Source organism: Rhizobium sp. RAF36 (assembly GCF_052114105.1).
GTDB lineage: Bacteria > Pseudomonadota > Alphaproteobacteria > Rhizobiales > Rhizobiaceae > Rhizobium.
The window spans coordinates 430575-443258 of record NZ_JBFREC010000005.1 but is presented as its reverse complement, the minus strand read 5'-3'; the positions used below and the strand labels follow the sequence as shown (position 1 = coordinate 443258).

At 62.8% G+C, this 12684-nt stretch carries 13 protein-coding genes; 6 read left to right on the top strand and 7 right to left on the bottom strand.

The window, feature by feature from the left end; translation table 11 throughout:
- Nucleotides 1-178 precede the first annotated feature (178 nt).
- Nucleotides 179-553 (bottom strand): VOC family protein, encoded by a 375-nt coding sequence (locus AB4Z25_RS20270; RefSeq protein WP_112540511.1) that lies wholly within the window; start codon nt 551-553, stop codon nt 179-181.
- Nucleotides 554-769: 216 nt separating this feature from the next.
- Here AB4Z25_RS20270 and AB4Z25_RS20265 point away from each other — a divergent pair, with 216 nt between their 5' ends.
- Nucleotides 770-1102, top strand: a complete 333-nt coding sequence (locus AB4Z25_RS20265) for a hypothetical protein (protein WP_162698830.1) — start codon at nt 770-772, stop codon at nt 1100-1102.
- Nucleotides 1103-1268: 166 nt separating this feature from the next.
- Here the strand turns inward: AB4Z25_RS20265 and AB4Z25_RS20260 are convergent, their stop codons facing one another.
- Together AB4Z25_RS20260 and AB4Z25_RS20255 are read right to left on the bottom strand one after the other, a co-directional pair.
- Nucleotides 1269-2204 carry a sensor domain-containing diguanylate cyclase gene (locus AB4Z25_RS20260; protein WP_112540513.1) on the bottom strand — a complete coding sequence of 312 codons (936 nt, stop codon included), beginning with the start codon at nt 2202-2204 and terminating at the stop codon, nt 1269-1271.
- A gap of 91 nt (nt 2205-2295) precedes the next feature.
- Complete coding sequence (locus AB4Z25_RS20255; RefSeq protein WP_112390924.1) at nt 2296-3204, bottom strand: DUF1003 domain-containing protein; 909 nt, start codon at nt 3202-3204, stop codon at nt 2296-2298.
- A gap of 205 nt (nt 3205-3409) precedes the next feature.
- Between AB4Z25_RS20255 and AB4Z25_RS20250 the strand changes: the two genes are divergently transcribed.
- Complete coding sequence (locus AB4Z25_RS20250) at nt 3410-5098, top strand: sensor domain-containing diguanylate cyclase (protein ID WP_442208850.1); 1689 nt, start codon at nt 3410-3412, stop codon at nt 5096-5098.
- Between the two features lie 355 nt (nt 5099-5453).
- Here AB4Z25_RS20250 and AB4Z25_RS20245 read toward each other — a convergent pair whose 3' ends face one another.
- Nucleotides 5454-6182: an SDR family oxidoreductase gene (locus AB4Z25_RS20245; RefSeq protein WP_112540515.1), complete on the bottom strand. Its 729-nt coding sequence runs from the start codon at nt 6180-6182 to the stop codon at nt 5454-5456.
- A gap of 165 nt (nt 6183-6347) precedes the next feature.
- Between AB4Z25_RS20245 and AB4Z25_RS20240 the strand changes: the two genes are divergently transcribed.
- A complete protein-coding gene (locus tag AB4Z25_RS20240) occupies nt 6348-7241 on the top strand; it encodes an AraC family transcriptional regulator N-terminal domain-containing protein (protein WP_442208849.1) in 894 nt (297 codons plus the stop codon).
- A gap of 16 nt (nt 7242-7257) precedes the next feature.
- Here the strand turns inward: AB4Z25_RS20240 and AB4Z25_RS20235 are convergent, their stop codons facing one another.
- Nucleotides 7258-7623 carry a MerR family transcriptional regulator gene (locus AB4Z25_RS20235; protein ID WP_112540516.1) on the bottom strand — a complete coding sequence of 122 codons (366 nt, stop codon included), beginning with the start codon at nt 7621-7623 and terminating at the stop codon, nt 7258-7260.
- An 83-nt stretch (nt 7624-7706) separates the two neighbouring features.
- Between AB4Z25_RS20235 and AB4Z25_RS20230 the strand changes: the two genes are divergently transcribed.
- Nucleotides 7707-8528, top strand: a complete 822-nt coding sequence (locus tag AB4Z25_RS20230) for an oxidoreductase (protein WP_112540517.1) — start codon at nt 7707-7709, stop codon at nt 8526-8528.
- Between the two features lie 18 nt (nt 8529-8546).
- Here AB4Z25_RS20230 and AB4Z25_RS20225 read toward each other — a convergent pair whose 3' ends face one another.
- Both AB4Z25_RS20225 and AB4Z25_RS20220 read right to left on the bottom strand, forming a co-directional pair.
- The gene (locus AB4Z25_RS20225) at nt 8547-8969 is read right to left on the bottom strand and encodes a SufE family protein (RefSeq protein ID WP_112540518.1); all 423 of its coding nucleotides are present in this window, start codon (nt 8967-8969) and stop codon (nt 8547-8549) included.
- 209 nt (nt 8970-9178) lie between these two features.
- A complete protein-coding gene (locus AB4Z25_RS20220; protein ID WP_112540519.1) occupies nt 9179-9697 on the bottom strand; it encodes a DUF5330 domain-containing protein in 519 nt (172 codons plus the stop codon).
- Between the two features lie 452 nt (nt 9698-10149).
- Between AB4Z25_RS20220 and AB4Z25_RS20215 the strand changes: the two genes are divergently transcribed.
- On the top strand, nt 10150-11691 hold the full coding sequence (locus tag AB4Z25_RS20215) for a sensor histidine kinase (RefSeq protein ID WP_112540520.1): 1542 nt from the start codon (nt 10150-10152) through the stop codon (nt 11689-11691).
- Nucleotides 11663-12586, top strand: coding sequence for a peptidoglycan-binding domain-containing protein (locus tag AB4Z25_RS20210; protein ID WP_112540521.1), 924 nt, complete (start codon nt 11663-11665; stop codon nt 12584-12586). Before AB4Z25_RS20215 ends, AB4Z25_RS20210 begins: the two co-directional genes overlap by 29 nt.
- Nucleotides 12587-12684: the final 98 nt, after the last annotated feature.

The following is a 12684-nucleotide window of genomic DNA, read 5'->3' as shown; positions in this document are numbered from 1 at the left end:
ACGTCATATGGCGTCATTGCCGCATGAGAGCGGCATGAATTGAGACCCTGCGCCGAGGCGCGGGGCAGAAACGCGTTGGTACTCCGCCCGGAAAATCAAAATGGGCGGATGAGCAGCTAATGCGGCGAGTTTTTCAACGATATCGGCGCAAAGCAGCCGGTTTCGCCCACGCCAACCGTCACCTCACCGCCAGCGTCCGCGCCGTCAGCTTGTTCCCATCCGGATCCCGCAGATACGCGACAAACGCCCCGTTTGGGCGCTCCGAGGGCGGGGTTTCGATCGCCGTGCCGCCATGCGTGCTACCGGCGGCATGCCACGCCAGAACATGCTCCCGGCTCGCAGCACCGATGCCGATCGTCCCGCCGTTCGCCGCCGTCGCGGGCTTGCCGTCGATCGGCGTGGTGATCATCAGCCGGCCGCCCTCATGGGCATAGATCAGCCGTCCCCGCGCATCCATCTCGCCGGGCTTGCCGCCCAATGCGGCGAAGGTGGCGTCGTAGAAGCGCCGGGACCGCTCCAGGTCGTTGCTGCCGATCATGATGTGGGTGAACATGCTTTGTCTCCAGTGGGCCGGGGTATTCCAGGTTAAAGACATGGGCCAGCCGGAAAGCCCGGTCAATGCGGAAATTGTTGCCGCGTTCCCCCAGCGAGCGCCGCCTGCGGATTGCCCGCGGCTGGGCTGTCGGGAAAGCGGGGCGGCGCAATTTCTCTCGCCAGTCATATTCCTGCATGCTAATTTATTCCGGCAATCAGATCGGGAGGGGCGTTCGTGCGTTTGCAACTCGTAGCCTGCATTTTGGCTTTGATCCCATTGGATGCTTCTGCCAGCTCGCCGTCGGACATAGCCGATCTCGTCGGTGCGCGGGCTCCCGGCGCCGAAAGCGAGATGCAGGCCCGCGGATATGTGGATGTCGGGGGCAACAACACCTGGTGGAATGCTGCCCGAAAGCAGTGCGTCAAGGTGCGCGTCTCTCAGGGACGGTATGCATCCATCTCGCAGCTCAAGGCTTCCTCCTGCGGCCAGAAGGCGACTGCCGCCAAGAACTGCCCGGCAGACCTGTCTCAAGCTGACCTTTACAAGTATCCGGGCTGCAGCCTGTGAGCCGGTGACGTTGCTCCGGCTGGGCTTATCAGGCAATCAGAGATAGGAGTGCTGATCATGATGGGGACTTTCCCAGGTTCATGACCGCCGCGACGTTTGTCATCTCCGCAGGTTTCGCCGGTGCGACCGACGTGGCCGTTCGCTTCAAGTGCGGTGCCTGTTTCGCCTAGAGCGCCGAAACCCTGTTCCGCCCCGAGCGCTTCGACAGATACAACCCCTCATCGGCACGCTTCAGGATATCGCTGGACGACCGGTCCGGCAGGCCGAATTCGGCCACGCCGCCGCTGATCGTCGATTCGTAGCGCAGGCTCTCCCGGAGAATGGCGGGAACGCGTTCGCGCAGCCGCTCGGCGATCTCCAGCGCGTCGGTCTGGCGGGTGCCCGGCATCACCACCACGAATTCGTCGCCGCCGAAGCGGGCGATCATGTCGTCCTGGCGCAGATGCTGGCGGCAGAGGCGGGCGATCTCGATCAGCGCCGTGTCGCCGGCGTGGTGGCCCATCTCGTCGTTGAGCCTCTTGAAATTGTCGAGGTCGAAGACCAGCACTGAGGTCTGCGATTTCTCGCGCTCGAAGACCGTCAGCCGCTGATCCAGCGTTTCGATCAGCTTGCGCCGGTTGTAGAGCCCCGTCAGCGCGTCGGTTTCGCTGAGCTGGCGCAGCTGCTGCTGCACCTCGTTCTTGCCGGTGATATTGCTCGCCACCCAGACGACGGCATCCTCGCCCTCCACCTGAAAGGGCAGCGCCTGGACGCGGCCTTCGAACCAGATCGAATGGCCGGGGCCATCGCCCGCACCCTTCACATCGGCGCCGCTGAGTTCGTATTCGACGATATGCAGCGCGCCGCTTTCGAGCGCTCGCTCGATCTCGGCGGCAAACCAGCGGGCCTTTTCCTCTTTCAGCACGTCATACATGGTGAGCCCGACAAGGCCGCTGCCATCGTGATAATGCCGGAGATCCTTGCCGCCGAAGATCGCCGCATAGCGGCCGCTGCGGGTGAGAATGAAGGCCGGATCCGGAAGGGAAGACAGGATCGACGTCAATTGCTGCTGCGTAAACACCCTGTCACCTCTCAGATGACGCGCGGGGAGGGCGCCTGTCATCTGCCTGTCAGTCTTTCGTCTGCCCAATCTGGCACAGCCGCATTGCATTTTTCTAAATGGGGGCCTGCGAGAGCTGACCGGGTATTTGTTGTCAGCCGTCCGTCTCATCCGCCTTCGGCGATGCGCTGAACAGGTTCTTCAGCGCGTTGGTCTTTGTCTTCTGCACCCTGCTCATCTTCAGCGCCCGGTTGGCGGCCTTGGCCTGTTCCAGCATCATCTCGATCTGGATCTGCTGGATCTCGGTCAGCCGCTCCCATTGCCGGTTCAGGAGGTGATCGACCTTTTCGTGCAGGTGGCGGATTTCGAGCTCCGCCTTGAGGTTGACCTTGTAGTCGTTGAGCGCCCGCAACCGGTCCTTCGATTCCTGGCGGCGCTGGCTCATCATGATGATCGGTGCCTGCAGTGCAGCGATGGTCGAGAGGATGAGGTTGAGGAGAATGAAGGGATAGGCGTCGAAGGCCCGCTGCTCGCCCATCAGGAAGTTGATGCCCATCCAGACGGCGAGGAAGAAGCAGAAGGAGATGATGAAGGTCCAGCTGCCGCCGAAGGTGGCAACGACATCGGCGACGCGATCGCCGATCGAGCGGCGCTCCTCATAGTCTTCTTCGATGTTTTCGGCCAGCGTATCGTGGCTGCGCAGGCTCTCCACCACCTCGTCCTCGAGGTTGGAAAGTTCGCCGCGCTCGTCGCGCAACAGCTCGGCGATATACTGGCCGCGATAGTCGTCCACGACCTTGCGGTTGATATAGTCATCCGAGCGCAGCCCCGGATGCTTCTGCCGCATGAAATCGGCGAGCGACGGGCGCAGGTCGTCGAAGTGAATGGCATCCTTCTTCTTCAGCGTAGCACCGGTGATCGCGTCGACCAGGCGCACGGACTTCGCCTTGGCCTGCGCCAGGCTGTCGCTGTAGTCCTTCATCTCGACGGTGGCGGCCTCGCCATGTCCGGCATCGAAATCCACGATCCCGCCTGCGAAATCCAGGGGCTTTTCTTCTGCCATCCGACGATCCTGTGTGCCGATTTCCTGCGCCTCTAAACATCAAATCGAACAGGATTGTGACATTGTTCTGCGATCCCGGCGAGGCCATTTGCCGCTATAGGCTCGGGCTGATAACCGGGACTGGCCATGCGCGATTAACGGCATCAAAAGCTTTTTGCCGTATCGGAACGTCATGATCTCGAGTGGACTTCGAAACATATTTTCGGTGGCCGCTCTGCTCCTGGTAATGCTGCTGCCTGCTGGCGCCGCATCGGCCGGCGAAGCGGAGTCCCTGGGGATTCGCAGTTCCTGCCAGGCCTACGCCACGCTTTCAGAAGACTTGGCCGCCATTGTCAGGAATGAGGCACGCTGGTCCTGCGGCGCCAAGGAATACTCCCTCGATGCCGAGCGTGTGCTGCTGCGCTTCGACATTGCCCCCGGCGAGACGCTGCCCCGCTATTTTCTCTCCAGGCGCAGCGCGCTTGAGGTTGTGCATCTGCTTGCTATCAGCAGTGATGGCGCGATCAGGGAAAACACCATTCCCGCCGCCGCCCTGCAGAGCTCGATGGCCGGCGGCTATTTCAAGGCGCCCCTGCCGGAGCTGACCGGCGAGACCAGGCAGGTCGTCGCCGTCATCGACCTGCCGAGCCACAAGATGACGCTGGAGCGCGCCTATCTCGCCCCGGTGGATGGCGCCGGTGGCGTCAGTGATATGCGCTTCGCGCTGATCCTCGCCGGGCTTGCCGGCATGCTCGTCATGCCGCTGATCTTCAATGCCGCCTTCTACCGGGCGCTGCGCGAAACTTTCGTTCTCTGGCACACGGCGCTGACGTTCTCGCTGCTGGCGACCATTCTCGTCACATCCGGCCTGTCGGTCCTGCTGTTTGATCCGCCGGCGATGACGCTGAGCTGGATGACGACGGTGATCTTCGGCATGACGGTCGCATCCGGCGCAATGTTCACCCACAGCTTCGTCGAGCCCGGCCGGATGCATCCGTGGCTGCGCCGCGCGCTGCCCTGGTGCGCCGCCTGGGCGATTGTCCTCAGCGTCTTTCACGCGGTCTTCCCCTTCGTCGCCCGCCCCATCCAGTCGAGCGCCTACACGGCGGCTTTTGCCCCCGTGCTTGCTCTCTTCATGCTGTCGATGATCGATGCCTGGCGCCGCGGCAGCCGCGCTGCGCGCTACCAGGCGATCGGTTACCTGCCGATGGTCGTGGTCGGCCTGATCCGTCTGGTGACCGGCATCGTTCCCTGGCTGCCGAGCACCGACGCGACACTGCTCTTCTATGCCGGCTGCGTCTGTGAGGTCGTCTTCACCACGCTTGGCGTGGCCGAGCGCTTCGTCACCATGAAGCGCGAGCGCGACCGCGCCCGCAACGAAGCCGAACTGCTGGAACGTCTCTCCGAAACTGACGCCCTGACGGGCTTGCTGAACCGAAGGGCGATCGAACTGCGTTTCGAGCAACTTCGCGCCGAGGGCTTCACGACGCTCGCGATCATCGACCTCGATCATTTCAAGGCGATCAACGACGTCAACGGCCACAGCACCGGAGACGAGGTGCTGAAGGCCGTCGCGAACGCACTCCAGCCCGGACCTAGCGTCCGCGCCTACCGCCTCGGCGGCGAGGAATTCGTGCTCCTCTTGCGCGGCGAGGACGCCGGGACTCAGGCCGAACTCCGCCGCCAGGCCATCCCCGCCATCGTTGCCCACACTGTCGCCGGCCTCGAACGGCCGGTCACCGCCAGCATGGGCATCGCCGATCTTCTTGCAGAAGAGGATTTCGCGGCCCTCTATGAACGGGCCGACAAGCTGCTCTATGAAGCCAAGAGCGCGGGTAGAAACCGGACGCGGAGTGCGGTGAGGGTGGTTGAGGTGACGCAGGGGTTCGCGGGTGAGCGGGCGATGAGTGCGTAAGGGGCGGGCTGCTCCTGTCAGGTAGCCCGCCTAACCGTTGCCTTGAACGTAGCCGCTATCGGCCATCGCGTTCACATCATCGGCACAGTAACAATCAGAACAACTGCCAGTCCCGCGAGCAGGACTGATGTTTCGATCATGAAGATGGCGATCTGCCGGCTGGACATTTCAGGAAAAAGGGATTTCATCATTTGCTCCTATTAAAAATATTATTCTAACGGAGCCACCGTATCACCAAAGATAATCGAAAAGTTTTTTATTTTCGAATTTGCTAAAATTTTCTTAATGGCTGGTCGCGGCCCAGGTTGCCCGGGGCCGCTCTCCAGCTTGTGAGGGCGTCACAGCGCCCGCGGGATCACCAGGGCAGCACGCCATTGTGGTTGAAGTAGCCCGCTGTCGGGCCGTCCTCGCCGAGCGTCGCCAGCTTCACCGCCACTTCGGCTGCTTCTTCCACCGTCCGGTAGCCGCTATTGCCGTTCATCTCGGTCGCCGTATAGCCGGGGTCGGCGGCGTTGATCTTGATGCTGAAGGGTTCGGCGGCCTTGGCGAGCGAGACGGTGGCGGCGTTGAGTGCCGATTTCGAGCTGTTGTAGCCGAGCGCGTTGACCGCGTAGAACTCGTTGTCGGGGTCGAGCAGCGACTGGATCGAGCCGAGTTCGCTGCTCATCATCACGATCCGTCCCGCACCCGACGCCTTCAGCAGCGGCAGGAAGGCCTGTGTCACACGGATCGGCCCGAAGACGTTCACCTCGTAGACGTTCTTGGTGATGCCGATCGGCTCCTCGAGCGGCGAGATGCCGAAACCGTCGGCGATCCCGGCATTGTTGACGAGGGCATCGAGCGTGCCCGTCTGTCCGGCAAGCGCCTTTGCGGCGGCCGCCACGCTGCTATCATCGGTGACGTCGAGCTCGAGCCAGTGCGCGTCGAACCCTTCAGCTTTCAGCCTGGCGGCGGCCGCTTCGCCACGGCTCTGGTCGCGGGCACCCAGCCAGACGCGATAGCCTTCCGATGCCAGCCGCCGCGCGATTTCGAAGCCGATGCCCTTGTTGGCGCCGGTAACAACTGCAGTCTTGATCTTGGTCATGTCTCACTCCGTTTGTGGAGCCTTAGACATCGTGCCGATCGCGATCGCAGCGTGAGCCGCAAAATCCCGGCTTCTTGCCTAATCCTCCTGACCTGCTGCCCGCAACGCGCCGCTCTCTTGTCTTGCGTTCGGCGGCCATGCCACCATATGTCCATGATGGAAGCGATGGATGAATTGCGCGATCGGGCGCTGAGACACGCGCAGGGACAGCGCACGCAAACCGCTGTCCCGCGGGTGACGATCACCAAGGATGCGGCGCTGACGGGGATGACACCCGGCATCTATGAGCCGATGCTCTGCCTCGTCCTGCAGGGCGCGAAATGTGCGCTGATCGGCGACAGGCGGCTGCATTACGACCGTGCGAGTTATTTCGTCGCCAGCATCGAGGTTCCCGGCGCCTGCCAGATCGTCGAGGCGCGCCCCGATACACCCTATCTCGCCGTCGCCCTGACGCTCGATATCCCTGTTGTCGCCGAAATCATCATGGACATGCCGGGCCTGCCGCCGATGGCCGATGGTCCCGGTTTCGGCATCAGTCCTGTCACGCCCGATCTTGCCGATGCCTGGCTGCGGCTGATCAAGCTGCTCGACACGCCCTCGGATATCACGATCATGGCGCCGATGCTGGAGCGCGAGATCATCTACCGCGTGCTGCTCGGCCCGCATGGGCCGATGCTGCGACAACTGGCCCGCAGCGACAGCCGTCTCGGCCAGATCCGCCGTGCCATCAGCCATATCCGCGACAATTTCGATCAGCCCATCACCATCGAAACGCTTGCCTGCATCGCCGGCATGAGCCCGTCGGTGTTCCACAAGCACTTCAAGGATGTGACGGCGATGAGCCCGATCCAGTATCAGAAGAAGCTGCGGCTCCACGAGGCCCGCCGCCGCCTGCTGGCCGACCCCGGCGATACGGTACGCGTGGCCTTCTCGGTGGGCTATGAAAGCGCCACCCAGTTCAGCCGCGAATATGCCCGCCAGTTCGGCGCTCCGCCCGCCCGCGATGCCGGAAGGCTCAGGGAGCGCGGGACGCATCTGCGCCAATTGATCGACGGCTGAAGAAGCGCAGCGAGCGCTACGATTTTGTCTCTGACGTGCGGTACCGATCGAGCTTCTGCAGAATGAAATCCTCTATCTTCCGAAGCTCGGCGAGCTTGCCCCTGACGATATCGAGGCGTTCTTCGAGAAAACTCACGGTCTCCGCGGCGGTGACTTCGCGCTCCCCGTAAGTGTCGAGGATCGGCCCGATTTCCTTCAGCGAAAGGCCAAGTTGCTGCGCCTGGCGAACGTGCTCGATCCTCTTGATGGCACTCGCATCATAGTCCCGGTAGACGCGGCTTCCCGCCCGCCGCTCGGTCGAGCGGATCAGGCCGATCTCTTCATAGTGCCGGATCCCGTCCTTCGACATGCCGGAGATGCGGGCGAGTTCGCCGATGAGCATTTTTTAAACCGCTTGACTGTGGGGTTTCCCGATAGATTACGAAGGAAGCAGTTTCGTTTCAACCGATAAGTCCGAGGTTCAGAATGCCCGCATCGCAAAAGCCCGTCGCCCTCGTCACCGGGGCCTCATCCGGCATGGGAAAGGATTTCGCCATGCGCCTGCTGGCGGAAGGCTATGTGGTCTATGCGGCGGCGCGCCGCCTGGAGCGCATGCAGGATATCGTCGCCAGGGGCGGTCTGGCGATTGCCATGGACGTCACCGATGACGCGTCGATGCTATCAGGTGTCGAGCAGATCATTGGCGGGCAGGGTCGCATCGATGTGCTCGTCAATTGCGCCGGCTACGGCCAGTATGGCGCCATCGAGGATGTGCCGATCGATCTCGCCCGCCGGCAGATGGAGGTCAACCTCTTCGGGCTCGCCCGGCTGACCCAGCTCTGCCTGCCACATATGCGCGCCCGCAAGTTCGGCCGCATCGTCAATATTTCTTCGATCGGCGGCAAGCTCACCACCCCGCTCGGCGGCTGGTATCACGCATCGAAATTCGCGCTCGAAGGCTGGTCCGACGTGCTGCGCAACGAGGTGCGCGGCTTCGGCATCGACGTCATCGTTATCCAGCCGGGCGGCATCGAAACCGAATGGAGTGATATCGCCACCGGCGAGGCATCGCGCATCTCAGGGTCCGGCCCCTATGGAAAGCTCGTCCAGGCCTTCGTTCGCGGTCAGTCGAGAATGCGCAAGGCGCCCCCGCCATCGGTGATCACCGAGCTGCTCAGCAAGGCGGTCGGCGCAGCCCGGCCCCGCACACGCTATGCCGGCGGCATGCTGGCCAAGCCGCTGCTGTTCCTGCGCCGCTGGCTGCCGGACCGTATTTTTGATCGTTTGATCATGTCGGCCTTCCGCTAACCGGCGGCCGCGTTTCCCTCAGGCCGCCGCGCGAACCCGTGCCTCTTCGCGAATGCGGTTGACCATCGAGCGCAGCCCGTTGGAGCGCTGCGCCGAAAGGTTTTCGACGAGGCCGATCTTGGCGAAAGTCTCAAAGGCATCGAGTGCTGCGATCTCGGAGGCGGTCTTGCCGGAATAGGTGGCAAGCACGATGGCGACGAGGCCGCGGACGATATGGGCGTCGGAATCGCCCTCGAAGGTCATCACCGGATTGTCGGGGTTGCCATCGGTATGCGTCACCAGCCACACCTGGCTGGCGCAGCCCATCACCTTGTTGGCGGATGTCTTCTTCTCGTCCGCAAGATCGGGCAGCGCCTTGCCGAGCTCGATCACATAGCGGTAGCGGTCTTCCCAGTCGTCGAGCAAGGAGAAGTCGTCGATGATGTCGTCAAGCGATGCCATGGGAGCGGGGCCTTTCAGTGATGCCCTGCATATAGGGGAAGTGCAGCTCTTTTTGAACCGTTAAAAAAGAAAACGCCGTGAAGGATGGGCATCCTCACGGCGTACAGCAAACTGCTGAAATAAACAGGGCAGGCACGTCAGGCACGGCGGGAATTCCCTGAGGGGGAAGGCCGGTGCAAGCTTTGGGGCGGGAGGTCTCCCGCGGAATTTCAGGAGACCGGGCGCGGTTTCGGCGTCGGGATGACGGACGGAACGGTTCCGGTGACGACGGTGTCGGAGGCGCTCGCATCATCGACCGGCGGGCGGTAAGGCATCGGCTGGTTCAGTGCGGCGGTCTTCTCTTCCTTTGCGGAAGGAGCGAGCGCTGCAACCGGGGTGAGGTTGGCGAGCGGTGCGGCGACGGCGCCTGCTGCTTCGGCGATCTTGGCGGACGGCTTGTCCTTCTCGTCGCCGGAAAGCTGGCTGTCGATCAGCTGGTAGGCGACACGGGCGCCTTCGCGGGCTCTGTAGCCGAGCGCGGTCAGCGTTTCGCCGCCCTTGCTGCAGACTTCCGGCTTCTCGCCGCACATGCCCGTTATATAGTCATAGGCGCCGCTGACGGCGGTGAAGGCGTCGGAAAATTGAACCTGGGGGTCGTTGGCGAGGCGCGTCGAGCTTTCCGAGCTGAAAAGCGGCAGCAGCACCAGCACAAGTCCGAACCAGAAGCTTCCTTTGATCAGTAGTCTCATTGTCGTTGCCCATCCTGTTTTCCCGTCCGGTCTTGTTGCCGAATCAGGGTCCGTTTCCGGTGTGCTTTCACCCTAGCGCGGAAGTGCGAATGCCACTTTTCGAAACTCCGCGGCATTTGCGGCAAATTTAATTCGAATTTTAAATAAAGGCCGACGTACCGTATTTCAGTCAAATTGTAGCCATCGGCATTAAGCATGGCACGGCCTACCGCCTGTAATTGCAGGGATTCTCAACGATGGCCTCGCCGCAAAAGTTAACACAAAGCTGAAATGCCAGCGAATTCCATCGCTTACCCCCTGTTAACCACGAAAACCAAAGGCCCGCCGCAATGGCTCAAAACGGGACTTTTGCCGCTTTCTGGCTGTGGAGGCGGGTTTTGCCTTATCCTTTCTTTAAGCGCCCAGGGCCTATTGTCCGGGTCTGTTAAAGAGCCTTTTCGGGCGGGTATTGCGTGCGAGTATTGAGTGACATCGGCAACCGGGCGGCAGCCCTCGTGGACCGGGCAGCGGCAAGCTGGCTTTCCCGCACGGGGAGCGGCGAGGCCGTTGCCGAACGCGAGCTTGCCATTCTCCGCCGCCTCGTCTTCCTGTCGTCGGGCGCGCTGATTGCAGCCCCGGCCGGCCTCTCCTTTGTAACCAGCCCCGCCGTGGCACTGCCCGCAGGTGTGGCGACGGTCTGCGCCGCCTTCCTGTTTTCGGCTGTCGGCAGCATCGCGCTGTCGCGCCAAACGCAGGTGGCAAGCGCTGTCATTCCGGAGACAGCCGAAGACTTCTTCCTGCAAAACAGTGCGGGCCTGATCCTGTTCCTCGATCCGCAGGGCAACGTCACCTCGGCCGGTGGCCGCGATATAAGCGAGTATCTTGCCTGGATGCGCGAGCCCAAGGGCCGCGGCTTCATCGAGCAGGTGCATGTCTCCGACCGCATCCTGTTCCTGCAGGCGCTCGATCAGCTGCGCCAGGGCGATGATGCCGTCAGCGTCGACCTGAGGCTGGACCGCCCGGGCGTCTCGCGCGATCTGCGCCAGTTCGCCTATCTCCGGATGGATATGACCGCGCGGCGCGACGGCGAAGGCGCGCTTGCCGCCGTCGTCTCCCAGCTTCGCGACGTCTCGGTCGAGCAGCAGCTGCGCATCGATGCGCAGAGCCGTGCCGCCGATGCCGAATCGGCTAACGATGCCAAGTCGCGCTTCCTGGCTGCCGTCAGCCACGAGCTGCGCACCCCGCTGAACGCCATTCTCGGCTTCTCCGACATTCTGCTCGGCGAATATTTCGGCAAGTTCGAAAACGATCGCCAGCGCGAGTATGTCGGCTTGGTGCGCGATTCCGGGGCCCACCTTCTGTCGGTGGTCAACACCATGCTCGATATGAGCAAGATCGAAGCCGGGCGCTACGAGCTGATGCTCGAGCCCTTCGATATCGGCGCTTCGATCAAGTCGTGCGAGGCGATGCTGACGCTGCAGGCAAAGACCAAGGGTGTGTCGCTGACCAGCCGCATTCAGCGCGATCTCGACGAGGTCGTGGCCGACCAGCGCGCCGTCCAGCAGATCCTGATCAATCTCGTCGGCAACGCCGTGAAGTTCACTGAACAGGGCGGGGCTGTCACCGTAGACGCCTCGGTGCGCGCAGGCGTGCTGCAGCTCAGCGTCAGCGATACCGGCATCGGCATTCCCGCCGACCGGCTGGCGACGCTCGGCCAGCCCTTCGTGCAGATCCAGAACGATTATACCCGTCAATATGAAGGCACCGGCCTCGGCCTGTCGCTGGTCAAGGGGCTCGTGGCGCTGCATGGCGGCCACTTCGCCATTGCCAGTGCGCCGGGCGAGGGCACGATCATCACCATATCGATCGCGGCGGATGGTTCCGGCGCACCGGCCGCGGATGCGGCGCGGGATGCGGCCGTCGAATTTCCGCCACGCCTGAAGACGACTGCGGCATCCGTTGCCGGATTGGAAGAGGGGCTGTTCGATGGCCGCGCGCAAGCGAAAATCGCCTAAGGGGAAGAGGGGCCGGCAGCAGCCGGGCCTGCTTCTGACGGGGGCAGCCGCCTTGGGCGGCGTCGGCATGACGGGCGCATCGATGCTCGGCGGCGTCGTTGCGCGCAATCCATCGATCGCCGGCGGAACCGCCGCCTTCGTCGTCATCTTCTCCTTCGTTGCGGCCAATGCCCTCTGGTATCAGCCGGGCACGCATCCGCATCCGTTCTTCCGCACCCGTGATCTCTCCTCGCCATTTTCCATCGGCCGCCCCTCGGTCGAGGAGCCGCATCCAAACGACGTCACGACTTTCAAGATCGAGCGGCCGGGCGATGAGGGTGCGACCACCAATGCGCTGCCGCCGGCCGCAACCGGTGGCCAGCAGCCGGTACAGCTGGTCATGGATATCCAGCAGCAGCTGATCCGCCGCGGCCTCTACAATGGCACTGCGGACGGCGTCATCGGCCCGCGCACCAGCGCTGCCATCCTGTTCTTCGAAGAGACCGTCGGCATGCCGCAGAACGGCGAGGCGACGCCGGAGGTTCTGGCGGCACTGCAGACCGATTCGGCAGGCCCTTCCACGGTGCCCACAGAGAAGCCGCGCGCGGATGTCAGTTCCGCCGCATCCGCCGAGGACCCGGTGGCGGCGGCTATCCGCAGCGCCGAGAAACAGGTTAAGACGGCGACCGCGGCCCCCAAGCAGGTGACGCCTGGCGAACTCTCCAGCGTCGATCTGGTCTTGAAGATCCAGAAGGGTCTGGCCAACATGGCCTATGCCAATGTCGGCGTCGACGGTGTGGCCGGCGAACAAACCCGCGCTGCCATCCGCCACTTCCAAAAGCACTACAACCTGCCGGAAGATGGCGAGCCCAACGCGGCGGTGCTGAAGAAGCTGAAGGAAATCGGCGCGATTTAGCGTCGAGTCGAAATTCCTCTTTTGATTGCATTAAAGGCGTTCAAACACGCTTTTCGGGACGCTGGGCGCGCGGACTGGTACGTATGCGTTCCGCAAAT

Coding starts and splice junctions, on each gene's coding strand:
- AB4Z25_RS20270 (WP_112540511.1), bottom strand. CDS start 553: ATGTTCACCCACATCATGATCGGCAGCAACGACCTGGAGCGGTCCCGG.
- AB4Z25_RS20260 (WP_112540513.1), bottom strand. CDS start 2,204: ATGACAGGCGCCCTCCCCGCGCGTCATCTGAGAGGTGACAGGGTGTTT.
- AB4Z25_RS20255 (WP_112390924.1), bottom strand. CDS start 3,204: ATGGCAGAAGAAAAGCCCCTGGATTTCGCAGGCGGGATCGTGGATTTC.
- AB4Z25_RS20245 (WP_112540515.1), bottom strand. CDS start 6,182: ATGACCAAGATCAAGACTGCAGTTGTTACCGGCGCCAACAAGGGCATC.
- AB4Z25_RS20240 (WP_442208849.1), top strand. CDS start 6,348: ATGGATGAATTGCGCGATCGGGCGCTGAGACACGCGCAGGGACAGCGC.
- AB4Z25_RS20235 (WP_112540516.1), bottom strand. CDS start 7,623: ATGCTCATCGGCGAACTCGCCCGCATCTCCGGCATGTCGAAGGACGGG.
- AB4Z25_RS20230 (WP_112540517.1), top strand. CDS start 7,707: ATGCCCGCATCGCAAAAGCCCGTCGCCCTCGTCACCGGGGCCTCATCC.
- AB4Z25_RS20225 (WP_112540518.1), bottom strand. CDS start 8,969: ATGGCATCGCTTGACGACATCATCGACGACTTCTCCTTGCTCGACGAC.
- AB4Z25_RS20220 (WP_112540519.1), bottom strand. CDS start 9,697: ATGAGACTACTGATCAAAGGAAGCTTCTGGTTCGGACTTGTGCTGGTG.
- AB4Z25_RS20210 (WP_112540521.1), top strand. CDS start 11,663: ATGGCCGCGCGCAAGCGAAAATCGCCTAAGGGGAAGAGGGGCCGGCAG.